Annotated in this window: 15 protein-coding genes and 2 tRNA genes; 4 read left to right on the top strand and 13 right to left on the bottom strand. The window is 57.7% G+C overall.

What is annotated here, in order from left to right:
• On the bottom strand, window positions 1-2,312 hold a 2,312-nt coding region (locus tag P3W75_RS26880), incomplete at its 3' end, for an LTA synthase family protein (RefSeq protein ID WP_430765416.1).
• A gap of 230 nt (window positions 2,313-2,542) precedes the next feature.
• A tRNA-Phe gene (locus P3W75_RS26875) sits at window positions 2,543-2,610 on the bottom strand.
• Between the two features lie 146 nt (window positions 2,611-2,756).
• On the opposite strand from P3W75_RS26875, the gene P3W75_RS26870 reads away from it, so the two are divergent.
• Window positions 2,757-3,125: a hypothetical protein gene (locus P3W75_RS26870; protein ID WP_064584774.1), complete on the top strand. Its 369-nt coding sequence runs from the start codon at window positions 2,757-2,759 to the stop codon at window positions 3,123-3,125.
• A 51-nt stretch (window positions 3,126-3,176) separates the two neighbouring features.
• On the opposite strand, the gene P3W75_RS26865 is transcribed toward P3W75_RS26870, so the two are convergent.
• On the bottom strand, window positions 3,177-3,398 hold the full coding sequence (locus P3W75_RS26865) for a hypothetical protein (RefSeq protein ID WP_261747410.1): 222 nt from the start codon (window positions 3,396-3,398) through the stop codon (window positions 3,177-3,179).
• A 1,174-nt stretch (window positions 3,399-4,572) separates the two neighbouring features.
• Between P3W75_RS26865 and P3W75_RS26860 the strand changes: the two genes are divergently transcribed.
• Window positions 4,573-6,828, top strand: coding sequence for a DotA/TraY family protein (locus P3W75_RS26860; protein ID WP_276230357.1), 2,256 nt, complete (start codon window positions 4,573-4,575; stop codon window positions 6,826-6,828).
• Here P3W75_RS26860 and P3W75_RS26855 read toward each other — a convergent pair whose 3' ends face one another.
• Window positions 6,829-7,164: a hypothetical protein gene (locus P3W75_RS26855; RefSeq protein ID WP_157763355.1), complete on the bottom strand. Its 336-nt coding sequence runs from the start codon at window positions 7,162-7,164 to the stop codon at window positions 6,829-6,831.
• A 1,515-nt stretch (window positions 7,165-8,679) separates the two neighbouring features.
• On the opposite strand from P3W75_RS26855, the gene P3W75_RS26850 reads away from it, so the two are divergent.
• Window positions 8,680-9,474, top strand: a complete 795-nt coding sequence (locus P3W75_RS26850; protein WP_276230356.1) for a hypothetical protein — start codon at window positions 8,680-8,682, stop codon at window positions 9,472-9,474.
• On the top strand, window positions 9,471-12,713 hold the full coding sequence (locus P3W75_RS26845; protein ID WP_276230355.1) for a DEAD/DEAH box helicase: 3,243 nt from the start codon (window positions 9,471-9,473) through the stop codon (window positions 12,711-12,713). The genes P3W75_RS26850 and P3W75_RS26845 overlap by 4 nt, the downstream gene beginning before the upstream one ends.
• A 202-nt stretch (window positions 12,714-12,915) precedes the next feature.
• On the opposite strand, the gene P3W75_RS26840 is transcribed toward P3W75_RS26845, so the two are convergent.
• The 9 genes from P3W75_RS26840 to P3W75_RS26800 all read right to left on the bottom strand — a co-directional run bounded on the left by P3W75_RS26840 (window position 12,916) and on the right by P3W75_RS26800 (window position 21,054).
• Window positions 12,916-13,944, bottom strand: a complete 1,029-nt coding sequence (locus P3W75_RS26840; protein ID WP_276230354.1) for a hypothetical protein — start codon at window positions 13,942-13,944, stop codon at window positions 12,916-12,918.
• 50 nt (window positions 13,945-13,994) lie between these two features.
• Window positions 13,995-14,393 (bottom strand): hypothetical protein, encoded by a 399-nt coding sequence (locus P3W75_RS26835; RefSeq protein WP_276230353.1) that lies wholly within the window; start codon window positions 14,391-14,393, stop codon window positions 13,995-13,997.
• A 162-nt stretch (window positions 14,394-14,555) separates the two neighbouring features.
• A complete protein-coding gene (locus tag P3W75_RS26830) occupies window positions 14,556-15,671 on the bottom strand; it encodes a site-specific integrase (RefSeq protein WP_276230352.1) in 1,116 nt (371 codons plus the stop codon).
• 95 nt (window positions 15,672-15,766) lie between these two features.
• Window positions 15,767-15,842: transfer RNA gene (locus P3W75_RS26825), tRNA-Phe, on the bottom strand.
• A 77-nt stretch (window positions 15,843-15,919) separates the two neighbouring features.
• Window positions 15,920-16,192, bottom strand: coding sequence for an oxidative damage protection protein (locus P3W75_RS26820; protein WP_276230351.1), 273 nt, complete (start codon window positions 16,190-16,192; stop codon window positions 15,920-15,922).
• Window positions 16,189-17,256: an A/G-specific adenine glycosylase gene (gene mutY, locus P3W75_RS26815; RefSeq protein WP_276230350.1), complete on the bottom strand. Its 1,068-nt coding sequence runs from the start codon at window positions 17,254-17,256 to the stop codon at window positions 16,189-16,191. The genes P3W75_RS26820 and mutY overlap by 4 nt, the downstream gene beginning before the upstream one ends.
• Window positions 17,253-19,487, bottom strand: a complete 2,235-nt coding sequence (locus P3W75_RS26810) for an AsmA family protein (RefSeq protein ID WP_276230349.1) — start codon at window positions 19,485-19,487, stop codon at window positions 17,253-17,255. The genes mutY and P3W75_RS26810 overlap by 4 nt, the downstream gene beginning before the upstream one ends.
• A gap of 62 nt (window positions 19,488-19,549) precedes the next feature.
• Window positions 19,550-20,650 (bottom strand): NAD(P)/FAD-dependent oxidoreductase, encoded by a 1,101-nt coding sequence (locus P3W75_RS26805; RefSeq protein ID WP_276230348.1) that lies wholly within the window; start codon window positions 20,648-20,650, stop codon window positions 19,550-19,552.
• On the bottom strand, window positions 20,647-21,054 hold the full coding sequence (locus tag P3W75_RS26800) for an acetyl-CoA sensor PanZ family protein (RefSeq protein WP_276230347.1): 408 nt from the start codon (window positions 21,052-21,054) through the stop codon (window positions 20,647-20,649). Before P3W75_RS26800 ends, P3W75_RS26805 begins: the two co-directional genes overlap by 4 nt.
• Between the last annotated feature and the right edge of the window lie 35 nt (window positions 21,055-21,089).

Here is a 21,089-nt window from a genome sequence, read left to right as displayed (position 1 = left end):
TGGGTGATCTGCTGGTCGCCGTCGACGGTGGTGTCGCGGCTTTCCTCGTCGAGCTGGTCGAGCTGGCCGGCCATCAGCGCCGGGCGACCGCCGATGCGCGGGCCGGGGAGGGCGTTGGTGCCGGCCACCCGGGTGGGATGCCCTTCGCTGGCGTCGATGGTCGATTTGCGCGAGTGGGTCTGCACGTGGAAGTCGGTGATCTCGATCACGCCCTTGCCTTCGGCCAGCAGGTGGAAGGAGAACGCCTTGCGCTCGCGCTCGTTGTCGAAGCCGAAGGTGACTTCCAGCGGCTTGTCGCGGGTCAGCAGCGGGAAGTCGGGGATCGCCAGGTCCACCGGGCGCTCGAATTCGCGGGTCTTCAGCTGCACCTTGGCGCCGGCCTTGTCCAGCTGTACGGCGCGGATCTTCAGGCTCACGGTGGTGCGGCTGTCGGCCGGGAACTCGAGGTACTGGGCGCCGATCAGGTTGTCGGTGTACTCGTTGGTCACCTGCGGCTTGATGCGGATCTTCTCCTGGGTGGCGAACTGGTATTCGCCGCCCAGCCGGCTGCCGGTCACCGAGTGGTCGAGGATGCTTGCGCGGGCCGCGACCATGCGCGCGTCACGGCCGCTGAAGCGGCCGACGAACTGGGCGCTGTCAGCGATGAAGCCATCGCTCTTGTAGCGCCGGCAGGTCTGCTGGAAGTCGCACTCGGTGAAGGTCTGCTTGCCGTCGTGGAAGCGCAGCATGCCGTTGGTGAAGGACACCATCTCGCGGCCCTTGTCGTACTCGCGGAACAGCGAGCGGCCGGAAATGTCCTTCGGCGGGGTGAAGCCGAAGTAGTCGAGGATCGAGGCGTCCATGTCGACGTGGCCGTAGACGCCGCTCTTCACCGGCGGCAGCGCGGCCTGCTCGGGCGCCAGCACCAGGTTCATGCCCCAGGACGAGGCCAGGCGCACGTTGTCGATACCGTGGGATTCGTCGGAGGTGACGATCACCAGGGTGTCCTTGAGCACGCCCTGTTTCTCCAGGCCGGCGAGGAAGGCGTCGACGGCGTCGTCCAGGTAGCCCACCGCGGCCTGGCGCGCGGTCGGGTACTTGGCCAGGTATTCCGGGGTGGCGGAGTAGGGCTGGTGGGTGCCGACGGTGAGCAGGGTGAGCATCCACGGCTTCTTGTCCTTGCGCAGCTGGCCTACGTAGTCCAGCGCGCCTTCGAAGAAGGCCTTGTCATCCATGCCCCAGGCGAATTCCAGATAGGGCTTCTTCTTGAACCAGTCGCGGCCGAGGGTCTTGTCGAAGCCCATGGCCGGCATCACCTTGTCCTTGGCCATGAAGCGCAGGCCGGCACCTTGCAGGAAGTGGGTGCTGAAGCCGTGCTGGCGCAGCTGCGCCGGCAGGCACTCGGCGGCGCGGGCGGGGTTGGACAGCAGCTCGACGCCCTTGGGCGTGCCGTTGTCCAGCTTGCTGTAGTCGCCGCAGAGCAGGGCGTAGAGGCCGCGGATGGTCTGGTGGCTGTGCACCACGTAGTCCGGGGTGGTCATCGCGCGTTCGGCCCAGGTGCTGAGCTTGGGCATCATCGATTCTTCGTAGCTGCTGCTCAGCGCGGCGCGGTTGGTCGCCACGTAGGCGCCGGGGATGCCTTCCATGGTGATGATCAGCACGTTCTTCGCGGCCCCCGGGCCGGCCAGCAGTGGCGTGCCGGCCAGGTCGAGCTGGGTCAGCCCGGTGACGTCTGGCGGGGTGTCGCCCTGGTCGCCGGCGAGCCAGTCCTCGACGGCAAGCTGGCCCTGGCTGGTGACGCCGGCGAGCAGGCGGTGCGGCAGGTTGAACTGCTTCCACACGTCCGCGTCGTTGGGGATCACGTACTGCAGGCCGAAATGCGCGCCCAGCAGGGCCACCGGCAGGGCGTAGGCGAAGGGTGTGAGGCGCTGTTCGCGGCGCCGCCAGAGCAGCGCGCAGAGCAGGATGGCGACGCCGATGGCACCAGCCAGCACGGGGTGCGAGATGCCGCCGCCCTGGGTGGAGTTGCCGACGAAGGTCGGGTCGGCCATGAAGTGCAGGTCGCTGGGGTCGGGCATGCGGCCCACGGCGGTGACCAGCTCGGCGTTGCCGATCATCATCAGCGCCCACACCAGCATGACCGGCAGGGCGATGAGCAGGTGGCGCTTGTGCAGCAGCAGGACCAGCAGGCTACCGATGGCGAGGTCGGACAGGTAGCCGTAGAGGTTTCCCCAGCCGAGCATGTGCCGGCTGATCAGCGGGATCACCAGGAACAGGATGGCAAGCGTCGCGAGGTTGCCGCGTTGTTGCCACCAGCGCTTTAGAGGATGCACGAGCACTCCATTTTCAGGCATCGAAGGCCCGAAGGTATCCCATCCGCTGGGCGGAAATCATCCGGATTGTCATCAATCTGAAAAAAGCTTCTGGTACGCGCCAGTAGACAACGGATTCGGGGGGATATTCGCCGGCCTGGCGACCAGTGGCGAAAGTGCGGCGGCGGCTGGCTGAAGGCCCAATGCAAAAAGCCCCTGATTCTTTCGAATCAGGGGCTTTTCGGTATTGGTGGTGCCCAGGGACGGAATCGAACCGCCGACACGGGGATTTTCAATTCGCCGGTGTCGCTGTTCCACTAGGTACCAGTAACACTCCAGTGAGTCACGGTGCATTACATTAAATCACTATAAAATCAACGCATTAGGTCTCAATACGTCACAGCGAGGAAAACTCGCACTGTACCGCTAGTGTACCGGAAATCGCTTCATAGGAGCAGATTAGGAATGGCAAGGAACCACCTTCATTTAGTCGCCCAGTCCACGAAGAAGGAGATTGAGCTTTCGCCCCGTTTCTGTGGGTTTCAGAAAGGCTTCAGCTTGCCTGGCGTGGAATTTGGGGTAGATGCGCGCTGGGCCGGAGCTTGCGCTGTGAGCTTCCTCATGGACGGAACCCGGCACCTTGATATTCTGCCTTCTGTTTCTGAAGCTCAGTTGGTCGCAGGTCTACTGGGCGCGCCGATTGTGGGGGTGAGTGATATCAGGATTCTGGCATCAGAGAGGGTAGAAGGAAGCTACAACTCGGCGGTCGAGTGGGCGCGCGTCAGGCTCGGCGAGAAAGCGCTACGCGATGTGTTGAGCTGGTGGGGGCTGTAAAATGAAAAAGGTGATGCCCCCACCTGGTGGTTGAGGGCATTAAGGCGGCATTCAAGTTGCGGAAATCATATTTTGCAAGAATCGCTTAAAGGCGCGCTCAGCACTTTTATGATTGGCAATTTCTACATATGCGCTAATAACTTTCTCGCAAGCTGGGGCAAGAAGGTCTCGCAATGCTTTTAACTCGGCTTCAGCCCGAGGGTTCTCCAATCGCGGATTGGCTGTTACCAGTGCGTCGTTCAGAACAAGATCGGGTATGATTTTCTTCGCCATGTGGGACCCTCCTTCGGTCTCAGGTGGTAGGTGCTAGTCGGGGTTGCCGCCCCGACTAGCACCGATCTTCTTACTCTACTTTCCAGCTTTAATTCCGTCCAGTCTGTTTGTCTGTTTGTTTTTTCTTTTTTAAAAAGAACAAACAGACAAACAAAGGAGCTGTCTTGCGCTTCTTAAGTCATTGTTATTTAAGGGTTATTTGTTTCTAGGGTGAACGTTTATGGGGCAAGGGTGAATAGATATGGGGCGAAAGGTGAAAGTTTATGGGGTGGAGGGTGAAGGTTTATGGGGAGCCATGGTGAAAGGATATGGGGCAAAGGTGAATATTTATGGGGCGCAAGGTGAAAGGATATGGGGTGAAAGGTGAAAGCTTATGGGGTATTGTAGTTTTTTATTAATCCTCTGAAGTTGATAGAAATAAATTCTGTTCGGGGTTGTGATGAATTTTATTGGGCTAAACCCCGAGCGGCTTTGAGGTGGTGAAAATTTCCTCGGGGTTTAATAGGTCTTTTCCCATGGGAAACCCCGAGTGGAATAAAAGCCACTTAATTTTCGCTTGTTGACGTACTGCTTGGCTATCGAGAGCATTTGAGCACCTGTCGAGATATTACAAGGTTGCTCCAAATGAACACGGCTACGATGACTCAGCAGAACCAGAAAGCAAAATTTGAACAAGACTTTTTGAATCGATTTGGCCCGTTAGTTTCCCAAAGCCAGCTTGCTGATCTATTGGGAATGACTGCTAGGGGGTTGAGCACATTCCTATGGCGCAAAACTGAACTGGCTAAAGGTATTCGTGAGTGTCGAGTTAAAGTTGGTCGGAGAGTGCTTTATCGCACTGTAGAAATTGCGGGGCTACTCGCATGCCAACAGTAAATTTCGATGCGATTCTAGGTTCACCTGCATTCACGCGATTTACGCATCGCACTTTTTATCTGCTGTTGCTTCTGACTAACTTGGGAGCCCCGCTAGGCCAACATCGTGTTTGGGGCGGATTACCAGGCTGGTGGGTGTTCCCCACAACTGCTGTGCTGGCCCTTTTTGCCGTGCAGCAGTATTTGTCCGGCGAGAGTCAGTTTTATGCCCTTGCCGGTATCCCGTATGCCCTGCTGTATGCGCATGACGCTCTTTGCACGCCCTTGGTTCTACCGCCAGCACAGCGGAGAGCGGCCAGATGAGAAAGTCGCTGCTGCTTTGCCTATTCCTGGCCGCCTTTCTCGGAGGATCAGCCCACGCTGACTCCTCAGGGGGACTGAACCAGTTCACCCCAGCGCCAGGCGATACATCCGTCGACTTCCTAGAAGAAGTCTTCGGCTCGATCGTTGGCACCATTCACTCCGGTGGAAACGTGGAGGGTGGTGAAACCGAAGACGTGCTTGGAAGCATGATGTCGGTGTTCGGCGGAGCAGTGATGTTCCTGGGAATGCTCTTCATCGCCTACACCACGATCAAAGGCACTGTGGACTCCGCTCAGGATGGCGAGGTCCTCGGCCGGAAGATGAGCGACATCTGGATTCCCCTCCGTACCGCTGTGGGCGGCGCGTTGTTGCTGCCGCTCGGGCATGGTTACTCGCTGATCCAGATCATGGTGCTCTGGCTTGCGATACAGGGCGTGGGTGTGGGAGACGCAATCTGGAGCCAGGCGGTCGACCAAATCGGCAAGGACGGCATGCTTTCCCGACCGCTCATTCCAGACTCCCGGCCGCTGGCCGCCAACATCCTGAAGTTCGAAGTCTGCGCCGCGGCGATGAACAAGCAGTTCGAGGCCTCTGGTCGGTCTACACGCATCCAAGCTGTCGCATCCACTCGCAAGGTCGTCAACACCGGAGAGATCGACGTTGATATTACCGACGCCATACCGGTCTATGGCGGCATCAACATGGTTCAGAAGTACAACAAAGCGAGCTATACCGTCACCGACTACAAGTGGAAGGCGAACGACAACTCTTACATGAATCCCGATGTCTGCGGAGCCCTGACCTGGAAGCAATCCTGGGAGGCCTCGGAAGGCAACAGCAACACCAAGGTCATCAAAGAACCAATTCTCGCCGCCCACGCCAAAGCCATTCAGCAGATGATCCAGGACATCCGGCCGACTGCGCAGCAAATCGTAGCTGGACAGAAGCCGGCCCCGGGCGTGATAGACGCCGCAGCGAATACCTACGAGAACTCGCTTCGCGCCGCCGCCAAGACGGCCGTAATGCAGACCAGTGATCGGGCTGCAGCTGATTTCCTCAAGGCCGCCAAGGACGGTGGCTGGTTGTTCGCCGGCACCTGGTACAACCACATCGTCAAAATGAACGACGTGATGCAATCCACGCTGAACGGCCTGCCGGCAACCGATCCCATTGCCATTGTCGACAAGGAGACCAAGGAGACTCTCCAGACCTATGCCGACGTGATGCTTACCGCCGACGAGTATGCCAAGCACCGCGTCGACTCGGTCCGCAATACCTACTACGCCGAGACCAACGTGCGTGAGCCCCGCGATGGTGAAGGGGCATGGGAATACGTCAAGAAGATGATTTCCGCCCCGTTCATGGGTGCGATCAACCAGATGACGCAGAGCATCGCCGGCTCCAACCTCAACCACATGAGCCAGATGAAAAGCTTCGGCGATGTCATCGTGACTACCGGTGAGGTAATGCTCGCAGCCATGGCTTCCGCCACTGGCGTTGCGAACTCCTGGGCAGCACAGGCTACGGTGAAGGTAGGGTTCGATGCCGGCGCGGTCTTCCAGTTTCTCTCAACCCTGATCACCACGCTGTTGATTTTGCTGTTCGCCTTCGGCGTGACGCTGAGCACCTATGTCCCGATGATCCCGTTCATCACTTGGACGACCTCGATCGTGAACTGGTTTGTTCTTGTTCTGGAGTCGGTCATCGCGGCCCCGCTGTTTGCCGTAGCCCACATCCACCCAGACGGAGACGATGCTGTTGGCCGAGCTGGACAAGGCTACATGATGATCCTGTCACTGGTGATGCGACCGGCACTGATGCTGTTCGGCCTTCTCGGCGGCATGCTGCTAACTCAGCCCATCGTCGGCTACATCAACGCGGCTTTCATGTCAGTTGTCTCCGGGATCCAGGCGGACAGCATGACCGGCATCGTGTCGTTCTTTGCCTACGTCGCAATCTATGTGGTGATGATGACGACGGTCGTCCATATCGTGTTCAGCCTGATCCATTGGGTCCCCGATAATATTTTGCGCTGGATCGGTAACGGATCTACTGGCGGTATCGCTGACGCGGAGCGCACCGGCGACGGCGGCCAGGACGTATTCGTCGCCGGCGTCAGGGAAACGAAACATGGGGCCGCGGGTGGTCTGGGTGGCGGAGCAAAACACTCCAAGGGGCCAGATAACTCTACTCCTGGTCGAAGCATGCCAGACAACAACACGCTGCTGGGCGGGCCGCCTCCTGGAGGTTAATTACCTCCGGGGTCGTGAACTTTGCCCCTCATATTCGCGATCTTCAAGATATCTATCAAAGGCCTTCTGACGAAGCGAATCTCTGTTTTCCTTTGCCAGCAGTGGAGAGTTAGGAGAGGACTTTCTTAACTCCTCCAACAATAGAAGCAAAACATAGTTATTCGCTTCAAAGTGGCCTTGCATGATTTCGATGCGTTCATTCAAAGCGTTTACCTGACGTTTCAGGTCCTCTGAGTGCAAGCGCCACTCATCAATTACAGCTTCGTATGACGCTTGGGTTGCGCGAGAGTGAGCGTAACCAGCAGATAAGCCAACTTGATATCCGGAGGATGACATTGAAAGTCTCCATGCATAGAGGATGAGAGTATTCAAGCAAAGTTGTCTCAGCTGTACAAGGATAAGACAAAGAAAAAGTCACATGTGACCTAAAAGTCGATGAGTCATGTGTGACCTAAAAAGAGTAGGTCGTAAGTGACCTAAAAAGAAATCACATTCACGCAGCTGCGTGAATGTGGGCACCGGTCGCCGGAACGGCGATTCGCGTAGCGAAAGGTGCCTTTTCAGTCAGCCAGTTAAAACGAGTTAGGTCACTGGAGAAAGCGCTATGAAGACGCAAAATGAGATATTTGAGCTCGTCAGAGCTGGACGCCGACGGATGAAAGATCTGCCTTCCAGAAAGGTATCTAGGTCGACTTATGAGGGTTATGTCCGTGAATACAATCGGCTTGTCGGAGATGAAGGCGCTGAGCCCGAGAAGTTATGGTCTGCAATCTGCAGAACTAGTAGTAAGTCGACCTATCGAAGAAGGGTGGCCGCAGTAATTCACTGCTGCAGATCTCAACTGTCAGAGGCCCTGCAGAACCAGGATGCGGCCCAGCGAGCGGGAGATATGAGGGGTCTGAATGAGCATGCGTCGGTAATTGATGGAGTGCTTGGAGTTATAAACATTATTGAACGGCACAAGGGGGAGTGTCCTCTTGAAACCATAGTGAGGCGAAAGTCGAAACGATCGGATTTAAGAAAATTACCAAATGATTGGCGTGAACAGCTGTACAAGAAATTTGAGCATAGTAAGTACAAGTTGCCTTACTTGGTTGGGGCGGTGTCTGGGTGTCGGCCAGGTGAACTTGAGAAGGGGGTAAAAGTAATTTGTAGTGAGACCAAGTTGACTATACGTATAGATAGCGGAGTCAAGGTTACTGAGGAAAAAGGGCAGCCTTGGCGAGAAATCAGCTATCTGATTGACCAAGATTCGCATGTGCTAGTCAAGGCGCTCCACGATTCCTGCAGGAAATTAGGAGATGATACGTGTGCTGTGGTTGGCATAGATAAAAGTACCAACTGGCGAGCGGCGCTTGCGGCGACTGGGCAGAATTTATGGCCAAGATTGCACTTCAGAATTTGTCCGTACCATCTTAGGAATGCGGCGGCGAGCGATTTCAAACGATCAGAAGCCAGCAACGAAGAGGTGTCGGCCGCCCTAGGCCACTGTGTGGATAAGACGGGTAGCCTGTATGGGCAGCATCAGGTTGGGCGAGGCGGCTTGGGGCTGCACCCTGAAGCGGTCAGCGCTGCGCGTCCCGTTCTGAGAACGCGTAGCCCCGTCCCTGTTAAGCCTGGAGCGGCAGCCCCACGATAGGAGGAAACCGCCAATCACACTGGTTGCCCCGGCCTGGGGGCATCTCTACCGGCGAAGGGGACTTTTTTGATATGACCTGGATCGTTTTCATTGGGCGCACCGATAGAGAACTTCGATACCTCTAGTTCCGCAAATTTGCTAGACTAACGATGACAATGTGCCATCATGATTGCCATCATTTTCGGTCTTCAGCTGTGTGTAAGGGGTAGCTAATGAAGGTGGGAACGGAAGCCTACAATATTGATCATGAGCAGACCCATGCAAGAGGCGTATTAGTAAGTGAGTCTGATCTTCATAAGATGCTGGCGGGCCCAGTAAATAAAATTATAAATGACACTCAAGGAAAGAGTGATATTCGAGTCCTGCTATCCAGTGTCGTAAATACTGGTTTTGAAAATTCTGCACTAGAAAGTTTGCTGCAGGAAAGCTTTGATGTTCCTGATTGGTTGATCGGTGAGGCCCTGGCAGAGTTCTTGATAACCGAGGAACGGGAGTGTGAGTTTCCCTGGCCATCGTCACGCGATTTAAAGAATCCAAATTCAAGTGCGACTGGTGCGGACTTGGTCGGGTTTCAACGAACAGGTGATCCCGACGCTCCTTATAGGTTTGCCTTCGGCGAAGTGAAAACCTCCACAGAGGAAAAATGGCCACCTCAAGTAGTGTATGGAAGAGGCGGCCTTCAAGAGCAAATCGAGGATCTAAAGAGCTCCCAGTCAGTAAAGCGAGGGCTCTTCTTGTATCTCGGTCACCACGCCCCAAATAGCACTTGGGCGGACAAGTACATCAGCGCCGCCAAAAGATACTTGAAAAGCAACTATTGTGATTCATCGCTATTCGGCGTTCTTGTGCGTGACGTAGAGCCCAAGAGCATTGATCTGAAACAGCGTGCCATCAACTCGTCCAAAGAAAAACCCGCTGAAACTCAAATAGCATTTTTTGCGATATACCTTCCTTTGGGCATAATTCCCAACCTCCCTGATTTGCTTGCGAAAAAGGCAGCCAAATGAGCTTGCTTCCTGAAAATTTCGATGCAGTTGATAACCACTGGGCAGTTCTAGCTCTCGGGGAAACTGATCGTGTTGAAGGTTTAGCTCAAGCTGACGAGCAATTGGCAAGAATGAGTCTAAAGGGAGTTTTGTCTTCACCAGAAGATAATCCAATAGATCTAGCACGTCTTGAGCGGCTTGCAACAGCCTATGAGCTTGCCGCAATTGAGGGGCTGGAGTCGCTCATTCACTTAGCGCGAACCGAACAAGGTATCAAACTAAAAACACAAGCTCAGGCCGGTGCGCATCGGGCGTTCGGAATACTTAGGGTTTTGCCAATCCCGGTAGAGAGTGTCGAAGCAAGAATCTTTCATGTTCTTCATGTCGCTGGCGTGGCTTATTGCGGCGATCGCTGGACGGATTTGCGCAGATGGTTGAATGAGAATGAGGAAGCTCAGTTAGTCCCTTCTGTAGCGGCCACTCGCTGGGACCAAAGACTCCTTTATCGTATTTTTGATGCTTGGCTGAGTTTGCTCAGAAAAAGAAACTGGGACGATTTGGATCGCATCAGCCAGTTGATATTAACTCTGAGGGAAGAGCAGAAGCTTTACGAAGCTACATACCTTGAGAGCTCAACCGCTCTAACTGGTGCAAGCCTCGCGTTAAGACTGGTGGCTCTTTATCACTGGGCCAAGGCAACAGAGCGTCTTGCTGAGTACATGCTCCAAGGTGAGCCTGCACAAATAGCAACAGAGCTCGATCAGCACTTTGAAGCAGCCTGCAAAGCTGCTCTGAGCTCTCAGGACTATCAGCTGGAAGTAATTCTGCGGTGGTTACATGCTGCCAGTCGCATAATGGTCAACGCCTCAATTTGGTGGACTGCGGAAGGGGCAAAGTCAAGAACCACTAGTTTTGTAAAGTTAGTAACCCAAAGCAAGGGGATGTTTGAGCTTCTTCCGCCACAGCAAGCTGCAATCCAAGAGCAAGGCCTCCTTAATGCCGCTAGCCAAGCGGTAGTTATAGATATGCCAACCTCTGGCGGAAAGACAGCGCTTGCTCAGTTTCGGATGCTGCAGGCGCTAAATCAATTTGAGCAAGATAACGGATGGGTCGCATACGTAGCTCCTACCAGAGCACTTGTCTCGCAAATAACGCGCCGATTAAGAGAAGATTTTACGCAAATCGGTATAAGAGTAGAGCCTCTAACTGGCGCAGTTGAAATTGACTCGTTTGAAGAGGACCTTTTGCAGAGCAGCTCGGCCTTCCAAGTGTTAGTGCTTACACCTGAGAAGCTCCAGCTCGTAATTCGCAATAAGAAGGTCAAGCGACCTCTGTCGCTAACAGTTTTAGATGAGGCACATAATATAGAAGATAAGGAGCGAGGGCTTCGCATTGAGCTTTTGCTAGCCACTATCAAGCAGGAGCAGCCAAAGTCAAAATACCTTCTGATGATGCCTTTCGTGCCAAATGCAGATGATCTGGCGCAATGGCTAGGCGACGGTCGCGGAACCTCAATAAGCTTAAGCGCAGCCACATGGCAGCCTAATGAGCGTATAGTCGGAATATTCAATGCCGAGCAATTCCAGGCAGAAGGAAGCAAGCGCGGCGACTGGCGCTTAACATTTGAGACGCTGACCACCACGCAGAATTCTATCAATCTCCGCGGGAAGCATTACGTTGACGGAGTGCGTCCACTAAAAAGGTTGAATTACAGCGAGGCGCAGGGCCTCAGCATGCAAGCTGCTGCAATGGCAAAAGCTTTCTCTTCCAGAGGAACTAGTATCGCTGTAGCGCAGAAGATTCCTGATGTATGGAATATTGCAAGAAAGCTTTCCACCGAAATGGAGGCGCTTCCAAAAGTCCCTGAGGAAATTGCTCTGGTTCAGCGCTTTTTGCAGTCTGAGATTAGCCCGGACTTTGAGCTGGTAGAGATGCTCGAGAAGGGTATTGCCGTGCATCATGCTGGCTTGCCTGCTGAAGCATTATCGCTGATTGAGTGGTTGACCGAGAAAGGTTTAATCAAAGTACTGTGCGCTACGACGACTATCGCGCAAGGATTAAATTTCCCTGTTTCTTCGGTATTCCTTGCAACCAGGAAATATCCCTATGGCATTGAAATGTCTCACCGTTCTTTCTGGAACTTGGCAGGAAGGGCCGGGCGAGTGCAGCATGGAAGTGTTGGCGTTGTTGGTATAGCCGCAGGTGATGCGCCTAACGAAATTAGGAAATATGTCAGCGATGCAACAGGAGAGCTAATTTCTCGACTGATCGGCATGCTTGACGATATTGAGTCGGAGGGGGCTCTTTTAAATCTCCAGCAGATACTTCAGCAAGACCAGTGGGCGGATTTTAGAAGCTATATTGCTCACCTTTGGAATGAAAAACGGAATTTGGATATCGTTATAAGTGAGGCCGAACAGCTACTTCGGAACACCTACGGATATTCTGTTCTTAGAGGTAGAGGTGATCCTGAATCGAAAAGGAAGGCAGATGCAGTCCTTGAGGCTACAAAAGGATATGTACGAGAGATCGCTAAGCATCCAGAGAACGCTAGTCTGGCTGATGCCACAGGATTCTCACCTGAAGGTGTAAGAACGGCATTCCTTGAGCTTGGTCAGCTGGAAAATAAGATCAGAGCCTCAGACTGGGCGCCAAGCAGTCTTTTCGAAGGCAGTAACTCTATGTTGCCCGCCTTAGTCGGTGTCATGATGAAAATTCCTCAGCTTAAGAAAGGCCTTGAGGAAATCAAAGGAAGTGGCCCTGGTCATAAGAAGATATCGGATATAACTCAGGCCTGGGTGGCCGGAAAGTCCATTGAAAGTATCGCAAAACAATATTTTGATGGAAAAACTGCAACAGACAAGATCTCAAATGCCTGCAAGGCGATATATCGAGAGTTGGCAAACAATGCCACGTGGGGTATTTCGGCGCTGAGTAAAATACCCACGTCTGGTCTTGATTATGAAACTATGTCTGACGAAGAGAAGAGACAAATCAATAATCTACCTGCCATGCTTTATCATGGTGTCCGGTCAGAAGAGGCTGTTCTCATGCGAATGAACTCGGCGCCGAGAAGTATCGCGGAGAGCCTGGGAACCGAGTTTAAGAGGACAGCCGCATCCACTGGATCCGCCACTCAGGCTGCTGATTTCTTGAGGTCATTAAGCGAGATGGACTGGGATAGGCTCCGTCCCAAATCGGCAGCTATGAGCGGTTCTGATTATCGTGAGGTATGGAGGCGCCTGTCAGGTCAACATTAAGGCTGCTTTCCGGCGTCCCTGCCGGTGCCGGTGCTGGTGTCCAGGGCCGGGCAAAGAGCCGCCCGGCCCTGGCGCGGCATCCATGCCTCACCAGCTCTATTGTGTCCTACCTGAGAGCGCTATTTTAGTTCCCCGCTATAAACTGCGCGCTAGCTGCAGAAAAGGTGATGGCGATCCCCATCCTGCGATGTGGATCAATTTTCTATCTTTTAGTGCTGCCAATTCTTCTCTTGCTTATGACGTTTGCGTTACCTTTCACTGGGCCGCGCCCGGAGTGCATTGAATAGTACTTGGCGCCGTTGTATTCCATGGCCCAAAAGTCTAGTTTGTCATTCCAGGTTTTGACGATAAGCTCGCCAACATTGGCATGATTTGCAATGCTTAGGTAGGACTTCCATACTTTCTTGTAATGCGAATCTAAACTGCCGAATACATAGTCTGACTCGTCTTGAAATGATAGATTGCTAAATATTAACACTGTGGCCAGCTCTACGCTTCTTTCGTTTGGTAAATCCCATCTGGCTCCGCTATACCAATAGCTTAAAGCTTGGAAAATCCCTCTTGAGCTCTTGCCATGAAATCCCTTTCCTGTTATTGGGTTGAGGTGCTTAACCTCAATGCCAATATATTTTTCAGTAAAGCCGTGCGCAATAAGCTCATCTTTTGCTTTGATTATAAAATCTATTCTGATGTGCTCTATTTCTCGATCTACAAACCCCGTTCCATTGACCTCGTGATGAATGTGGAACCATCTTGAAAAATTTCTTATGAACCAATCGTGAAGTTCATCTTCGCTCTGCCATCTTGATGAGTATCCTTCATTTATATGGCGATCGCGCTGCCGCATAAGATATGTAGGTAGTAAGTTTGAAAGATTTATTTCATTGGCTGAGCAGTACTCGTCAATGATCTCTCCGAGCTCGGCCAATTTTTGCTCAAGGGTTTTGCCGTCTCTTGGATACGGAAGAGTAGGTAGGCTAATTTCCCTCGATGAAAGTATTTCCAGTCTTTTTTGTATGAATGCATCTTCTAGGTTTTGATCGCTAGCTGGCGGCTGGATTTTTACTTTTGCCTTGCCTATTTCGCCGCCACGAAACTCTCCACAGAATTGGCACTGATTTGCATATGCAGTTCCGGTCCCTTTATTTCTCAAGCGCAGCTCTAGGTAGTCAGAACAATCATGATTTAGGTCTTCGAGAGCTACGGCAGATTCAATATGTGGATAGTCCATATGTCTATAGTCTGGATTGGGCGCTTATAAGGATTAATAGGCCTGGAGAATTAAGATTTCTTTTGTTGTTTGGCTGCGTAGTGTCGGGTCTGGTAGGGCAGGATCGCCTTGGTGTTCGGAATGTCGGTCTCGTCCAGGCCCCAGGCGTGGAGCAGGTCCGTCAGCGGACCACCGCGAAAACTAACTTTCAGGTCTACCAGGTCGCGCAGCGCCTGCTTGCGCTCTAGCTCCGTGCAGGGGTAACGGCGGAGTACGTCCAGGGCGAACCTTGCGCGACGCTGCTGGATACCCTCCAGGGCCTCCAGGGCGCGTTTCAGTGAAGGGATAGGGTCGGGGGCGTACCAGACGAACAATGCGACCTCGATCAGCGTCTCAGGCGTAGCCTGGCCAAGTGGTGCTCTGGCCAGGGTTGTCAGCGCGGCTATCGAATTCTCTGATTGCTCCGTCATGGAGGAGGCCCTTCAGGATGTATAGCTCGCTGAGCATGCGCTCGGGGTGGCTGGATGGCTAAATCGAGCTGGTGAGGCATGGATGCCGCGCCAGGCGCCGGGCGGCTTTTTGCCCGGGGCCTGGCCACCAGCGCCGGCAGGGATGCCGGAGGTGGGCTTGAGTCAGGCGCTAGGCCTCGCCCCCTGGCGCGACTGGCCAATGTTATCTAGTGCGTTGACCAGATCTTCCGCTCGCAGGTGCGTGTAGCGCTTGAGCATCTGCATCGACTTGTGACCACTGATTGCCGCAACTTGCTGATCAGTGAGCTGGCCGCTCTCCACGAGCCTGCTCACGGCTTCATGCCTGAGATCATGGAACCGGAGATCTGCCATGCCGAGTCGCTTTTTCATCCCGTTCCAGACTTTCGAGAAGACATAAGGCCTTCTCTTCTCATCCTTGCCTGGCTCGCCGAAGAAAATGAGATTGGTATCGATGGGACGTATGGGGTTCTCCAGGGCCTCTTTAAAGGCCTGGGTCGCTGCTTGAGTGAGGGGTACGGTTCGGCTTTCCCCGTTTTTCGTGTCTAGGAGCTTCACCACGCGCTTTTTAAGGGCTACCTGGTGCCTACGTAGCGAGGTGATCTCGGAAGAGCGCATGCCAGTCTCCACGGCGATTCTGACGATCCACCCGAGCATTGGGTTGTGGTAGGCGTTTACGGCCTGGAACAGTTTCCGCTCTTCGTCCGGGCTGAGCCGTCGATCACGCCCCTCGCCGGGGCTTGGCTTGCGGATATTCAGCACAGGGTTTTGGGGGAGGCCGATTCGCCACTCCTGGATGGCCACCGTGAAGAGGTTGCTGAGTAGGGCTAGTTCAAGGCGGACGGTGTTAGCGCTGACGGTTTTCGGAGCGACGTCGCTGCCTTCCTTGTATTTCGTGCGGACGGGTTCTTTCAGGCGCTTATCGCGGTACTCGGCGATCACGTCGGCCGAGAGAGCTGCGAGGGAATACTTTCCGAGGTGGCGAATGAGCGGGGCGGCCTTGGTCTGCTCGGCTTTTTGCGTGGAGGCTTTCTTGGTCGGGGTGACCTCTTCCAGATAGCGCCCCAGGGCTTTCTCTAGAGTGGTCTTTTCGGAGGGGGAGCGACGCAGGTATACGCCGCGGACCATCTCGTCCTCGGTAGAACGAGCCCAGTCATCGGCGTCACGTTTGATGCGAAAGGTTTTGGAAGCTGTGGGCCACCCTTGCTTGCGGATGACAGCTTTCCAAGTACCAGAGGGGGTTTTTACGACTATCGCCATCATCATCTCCAGTAGCAAAGTGCCGGCACTGTACCGAAACTGTACCACTGGAGCGTGGGACTGAACAAAGCGTTGCGCTAAGTCCTTGAAATTAGTGGTGCCCAGGGACGGAATCGAACCGCCGACACGGGGATTTTCAATCCCCTGCTCTACCAACTGAGCTACCTGGGCAACGTGGCGCGCATTAAAAGGGTTTTCCGATGGGGTGTCAAGCGTGTCGCGAAAAAATTTTCAGTTAATACCGAAACTTACGCGCTGGGCGGGACGTAGCCGTCGGCCTGGGCGTATTCCTGCCCGGAGAGGAACTTGTCCATTTCGCCCTGGAGGAACTTGCGATCCTCGGCGTTCATCATGTTCAGCCGGCGCTCGTTGATCAGCATGGTCTGGTGCTTCTGCCATTCGTCCCAGGCCTGCTTCGAGACGTGCTCGTAGATGTCCTGGCCCTTGGCGCCGGGGTAGGGCGGGCGATCGAGGCCGGGCAGCTCTTCTTTGTACTTGCGGCACATCACCAGTCGGGTCATGACATTTCTCCTGCATTCAACGCGTCGGCCGCTCGTTTGAGCAGCTTCTTGACCGGGGCCGCGAGACCGAGCCGCGGCGGGGTGGCGAGGTTATACCAGAGCCAGTCGCCCTCGGCCACGGCGGGGGCTGCGTCCTCGACGCGCACCAGCCAGGGCTCGATGGCCAGCTGGAAGTGGCTGAAGGTGTGGGTCAGGCCGGCCAGTTCACGGCGCGCGCCCAGGCGCAGGGCGTGCTGCGCGGCGAGCGGGTCGAGCTGGGCGAGGTCGTCCAGTTCCGGGAAGCTCCACAGGCCACCCCACAGGCCGCTCGACGGGCGGCGATAGAGCAGGATGGCGCCGTCGTGGTTGGCCAGGATCGGCATCAGCGTGCGCCGCTGCGGCAGTTCCTTGCGCGGCTTGGGCACCGGGTAGGCGCTTTCGCGGCCGAGCAGGTGCGCGCGGCAGCCTTCGCGCAGCGGGCACAGCAGGCAGCTGGGCTTGCTGCGGGTACAGAGGGTGGCGCCCAGGTCCATCATCGCCTGGGTGTAGTGGTTGACCCGCGCGTGCGGGGTGAAGCGTTCGGCGGCCTCCCAGAGCTGCCTGGCCACCTTCGGTTCGCCCGGATAGCCGTCGCAGGCCAGGTAGCGGGCCAGTACGCGCTTGACGTTGCCGTCGAGGATCGGCGCGCGCAGGCCCATGGAGATGCTGGCGATGGCGCCGGCGGTGGAGCGGCCGATGCCCGGCAGCTCGGTGAGCTGCTCGACGTCGCGCGGGAACTCGCCGCCATGGCGTTCCATCACCAGCTTCGCGGTCTTCTGCAGGTTGCGCGCGCGGGTGTAGTAGCCCAGGCCGGTCCACAGGTGCAGCACTTCGTCTTCCGGCGCGGCGGCCAGGTCGGCCACCGTGGGCAGGGCCGCCATGAAACGGTCGAAGTAGCCCAGCACGGTGGTCACCTGGGTCTGCTGCAGCATGATTTCCGACACCCACACCCGGTACGGGTTGATGTCGCGCTGCCAGGGCAGGTCATGGCGGCCGTGCTGGTCGAACCAGTCGAGGACCGCGGTGTTGAAGCGTTCGGGAGTCATTTCTTCTTCAGCAGGTTCTTCAGGGCGTCTTTCAGGTCGGGGCTGACCTTGTCGCCGAATTTCTCTTCGAGTTTCTCGTTCAGGCGCTGGCCGGCCAGCTGCCCGGCGATCTTGCCGACGCCGTCCTGGTCCAGGCGGCAGGCCTTGGCGCCGAGTTCCAGCGGGCCGCGGCAGCGCAACGGCCATTCGATGCCGACGAAGCGCTTGTTCACTTCGCAGGCCGGGTCGGGCATGTCGCTCTTGTCGCCTTCGATGATCACGCCAACGCGGTAGTCCATGCCCAGCACGCGCAAGTCGAGGTCGCCGTCGCCCTTCACCGTCAGGCCCGGCACTGCGACGCGCAGGTCGGGGTTGCTGGCCACGCCGTTGCGGAAGGTCAGGCTGCCGTTCAGTTCGCGGAAGGGCGTGTCCTTGCCGCCGTGCTCGCCGCTCAGGGACTTGCGGTTGAGGGTGGCGATGCCGCGGCACAGCTGTTCTTCGAGGTTGGCGTTGAGCAGCACGCCCTTGCTCAGCTTGAAGTTGGCCTTGCCGTTGAGGTTGTCGATCCAGGCCTTCTGGCTGTTGCCCTGGGTGGTGATGTCGGCGTCGAGGTCGAGCAGGCCGGTGACTGGCGGCTTCTGGCCCTGGGATTCGAGCAGTTTCTCCACCGGCACGCCTTCGATGTGTTTCTGCGCCGCCAGCAGCGCCACGTCCTGGCGCACGTCGAGGCTGGCCTTGGCGTTGAAGCGGCCGTCGTAGAGTTCGCCGCGCATATCGTCGAGGCTTAGCTGGCCGTTCTGCCCGCGCACCTTGAGCACCGCGTTGTCGATCGGCAGCTTGTCCAGGGTCAACTGGCCGAGGTTCAGCGCGAGGTCCAGGTCGAGGTTGCGCAGCTTGGCCAGCGGCAGTACCTGCGCGTCGCTCCAGGCCTGCTGGGTCGGCGCGTTGGGCAGCGGCGAGTCGCCCTTGCTGGTGGCGCTGGCGACGGTGGCGTCGACTTCGGCCTTGCGACTGGCGCTGGCCGCCTCGGCACTCTTGGCGGCCTTGGCCGGCAGGTAGCGGTCGAGGTTCAGCTTGTCGCCGCTCAGCTGCGCGCGCACGGCCTGCCTGGCGATATCGGCCAGGCCCAGGCTGCCGCTGAAGCTGCTGTCGTCGAGCTTGAGCTGGATATCGCTGAGGTTGACGCTGTTGCGGCTGCCGTCCAGGCGCGCGGCCAGCTCCAGCTTGGTCAGGGTGTTGCCGTCGGCCATCTCCGGCAGCTTCTGGCCGAGGCCGTCGAGGAACTCGCGCAGGTTGAACGGGGCGATGGACAGGCCACCGGTGAATTGCGGGTCCTTGTCCAGGTTGCGCGCCTTCAGCTCGCCGAGTGCGCGCAACTGGTTGAGCGACAGCTTCAGGCCGTTCCATTCGGCGACTTGCGCGGCCTGGTCGAGCAGCAGCTGGCCCTGGGCGGAGAAGGTGGCGGTCTTGCCCTGCAACTGGTCGCCGGAGAGTTCGCCGGAGAGCTTGGCGTCTTCGAGCTGGTAGCGCTTGAGCGCGCGGTCGAAGCGCAGGTTGCCGGTGAGCTCGGTCTTGGCGCGGGTCACCGGCTGGTTGGTGCCCAGGTAGGCGTTGAGCTTGAAGGGAATGCTGCTGCCTTCGCGGATGGCGCCGGTGTTCAGGTCCAGGCCTTCGACGGTGTACTGCTGGCCGGTCTGCTCGTCAGTGAAGTCGACGCGCGCGCCGCTGACGTTGAGGCTGTCGATGTCCAGCTTCAGCGGGGTGGCGATCTCGCGGGGCTGCGGCTTGGGCTCTTCGGCCGGCGCGGCGGGCGTGGTGGCCGGGGAGGAGGCGTTGGTGGCCGCTTGCGCGGGCTTGCCGATGTCTTCCCAGTTGCCCTTGCCGGCCTTGTCGCGGTTCAGCGTCAGGGTCAGGCCCTGCACGCGGATGTCGCTCATCTGCACTTCCTGGCGCAGCAGGGGCAGCACGCGCACGGAGAGGCCGAGCAACTGCAGGTCGGCGAATGGCTTGGTCGGGCTGCGCACGCTGGCCACGCTGGTGTCGTGCAGCTCCAGGCCAAGCCAGGGGAACAGGCTCCAGCCGATGTCGCCGCGCAGGTCGAGTTCCAGGTTGGCCTTGTCGCGGGCCACCTGGCGGATCTCGTCCTTGTAGTCGTTCGGATCGAAGAAGTGGGTGAGGATGAAGCCGGCGGCGACTACCAGGAGCAGCAGGGCGAGCACGACTATGCCCAGGATCTTGCCGAACGCTTTCATGGACCGGTCCTTGTTCTGGCGGCGGGTGAATTGGCGGAAGTATATCAATGCGCCAGGCCGCCTCAGCAGGCGGCGGCGACGCGCTCGGCGATCGCCAGGCTGGCGGTGAGGCCCGGCGACTCTATTCCGAACAGGTTGACCAGGCCCGGCAGGCCGTGGTCCCCGGCGGTTTGGATGACGAAGTCGGAGGCGGGTTCCCCCGCGCCGCTCAGTTTAGGACGGATTCCCGCGTAGCCCGCCTGCAGGCGCTCGGCGTCGAGGCCGGGGAAGTAGCGCCGGATGGCCTGGGCGAAGGGTTCGCGCAGGCTTTCGTCGACCCGGTAGTAGATGGCTTCCAGGTAGCGCACGTCCGGGCCGAAGCGCAGCTGGCCGCCGAGGTCGAGTGTGGCGTGCACGCCGAGGCCGGCGGTGTTGGCTTCGGGCATCGGGTAGATCAGGTGGCTGAACGGCGAGCGGCCGCTGTAGGTGAAGTAGCGGCCCTGGCACAGGTGCAGCGGCGGCACGCCTTGCAGGCCCTCGGTATGCCCGGCCAGTTGCTGGGCGAACAGGCCGCCGGCGTTGACCACCTGTTCGGCCTGGATGCTGAACGGCTCGCCGACGCTGACGCCTTCGGCGATCCAGCCGTCGGCGGCGCGGCGCAGGCTGTCGATGCGGGTGTCCAGCACCAGCTGCGCGCCGCGATTCTCCGCCGCGTGTTGCAGCGACAGCATGTAGGCGTGGCTGTCGATGATCCCGGTGCTCGGCGAGAGCAGTGCGGCCACGCCGCGTACCGCCGGTTCCAGGCTGTGCAACTGGGCGCCATCCAGCGGCTGCAGATCGTGCACGCCGCTGGCGACGGCATTGGCGGCCAGGGCTTCGAGCTTGCCCAGTTCGGCGTCCTCGACCGCCACCAGCAGCTTGCCGATGCGGCTGTGCCCGACGTCGTGGCTGGCGCACCAGGCGTACAGGCGCTCGCGGCCCTCCAGGCACAGTTCGGCCTTGAGCGAGCCGGGCGCGTAGTAAATGCCGGCGTGGATGACTTCGGAGTTGCGGCTGGAGGTGTGGCTGCCGATCAATCGCTCGGCCTCGACGATCAGTACGCTGCGGCCGCTGTCCGCCAGCCGCGCGGCGCAGGCCAGGCCGACCGCGCCGGCGCCGATGACCAGAATGTCGATGTCGTTCATGCGTCCGCTCCGGTTTCCAGGGGCAGGCCCAGGCGCCGGGCCAGCTCGGCGGCGGCGGGCTGGCCGTCCGGTGCTTGCAGGCGCAGCGGGCAGCCGGCGAGCACGGCCTGGCGCTGGGCTTCCTCGAGCAGCCGGCGGGCCACGCCGCGGCCACGGGTGACGCGGCGCACGCACAGCCGCGAGAGGCGCCAGGCGTCGGCGTCGCGTTGCAGCCAGGCGGCGCCGAGCAGGCGGTCGTTGAAACGCCCGGTGTAGAGCGTGCCGGCGGCCAGCGCGGCATCCACCAGCGCGTCGCCGTCGGCGAAGGGCGCGAGCAGCCAGGCCGGCGCCTCGGCGTAGAGCTTCGCCAGGTCCTGGCGGTCCTGGGCGGAGAGCTGGGCGGGGCGTTCGACGGTCACGGGCATGGCGGTCTCCTCGGCGGGGAGCGGCAGTTTACGGA

This window comes from Pseudomonas citronellolis, assembly GCF_029335315.1.
Classification (GTDB): Bacteria; Pseudomonadota; Gammaproteobacteria; order Pseudomonadales; family Pseudomonadaceae; genus Pseudomonas; species Pseudomonas citronellolis_A.
Note: the sequence above shows the minus strand (reverse complement) of the source record. Positions and strands in the feature narration are given on the sequence as shown.

What these genes read in the sequence shown, in the direction of transcription:
- P3W75_RS26820 (WP_276230351.1), bottom strand. Translation starts at nt 16,192, where the DNA reads ATGACCCGACTGGTGATGTGCCGCAAGTACAAAGAAGAGCTGCCCGGC.
- P3W75_RS26860 (WP_276230357.1), top strand. Translation starts at nt 4,573, where the DNA reads ATGAGAAAGTCGCTGCTGCTTTGCCTATTCCTGGCCGCCTTTCTCGGA.
- P3W75_RS26800 (WP_276230347.1), bottom strand. Translation starts at nt 21,054, where the DNA reads ATGCCCGTGACCGTCGAACGCCCCGCCCAGCTCTCCGCCCAGGACCGC.
- P3W75_RS26845 (WP_276230355.1), top strand. Translation starts at nt 9,471, where the DNA reads ATGAGCTTGCTTCCTGAAAATTTCGATGCAGTTGATAACCACTGGGCA.
- P3W75_RS26870 (WP_064584774.1), top strand. Translation starts at nt 2,757, where the DNA reads ATGGCAAGGAACCACCTTCATTTAGTCGCCCAGTCCACGAAGAAGGAG.
- P3W75_RS26830 (WP_276230352.1), bottom strand. Translation starts at nt 15,671, where the DNA reads ATGGCGATAGTCGTAAAAACCCCCTCTGGTACTTGGAAAGCTGTCATC.
- P3W75_RS26865 (WP_261747410.1), bottom strand. Translation starts at nt 3,398, where the DNA reads ATGGCGAAGAAAATCATACCCGATCTTGTTCTGAACGACGCACTGGTA.
- P3W75_RS26855 (WP_157763355.1), bottom strand. Translation starts at nt 7,164, where the DNA reads ATGTCATCCTCCGGATATCAAGTTGGCTTATCTGCTGGTTACGCTCAC.
- P3W75_RS26850 (WP_276230356.1), top strand. Translation starts at nt 8,680, where the DNA reads ATGAAGGTGGGAACGGAAGCCTACAATATTGATCATGAGCAGACCCAT.
- P3W75_RS26810 (WP_276230349.1), bottom strand. Translation starts at nt 19,487, where the DNA reads ATGAAAGCGTTCGGCAAGATCCTGGGCATAGTCGTGCTCGCCCTGCTG.
- P3W75_RS26840 (WP_276230354.1), bottom strand. Translation starts at nt 13,944, where the DNA reads ATGGACTATCCACATATTGAATCTGCCGTAGCTCTCGAAGACCTAAAT.
- P3W75_RS26805 (WP_276230348.1), bottom strand. Translation starts at nt 20,650, where the DNA reads ATGAACGACATCGACATTCTGGTCATCGGCGCCGGCGCGGTCGGCCTG.
- P3W75_RS26835 (WP_276230353.1), bottom strand. Translation starts at nt 14,393, where the DNA reads ATGACGGAGCAATCAGAGAATTCGATAGCCGCGCTGACAACCCTGGCC.
- mutY (WP_276230350.1), bottom strand. Translation starts at nt 17,256, where the DNA reads ATGACTCCCGAACGCTTCAACACCGCGGTCCTCGACTGGTTCGACCAG.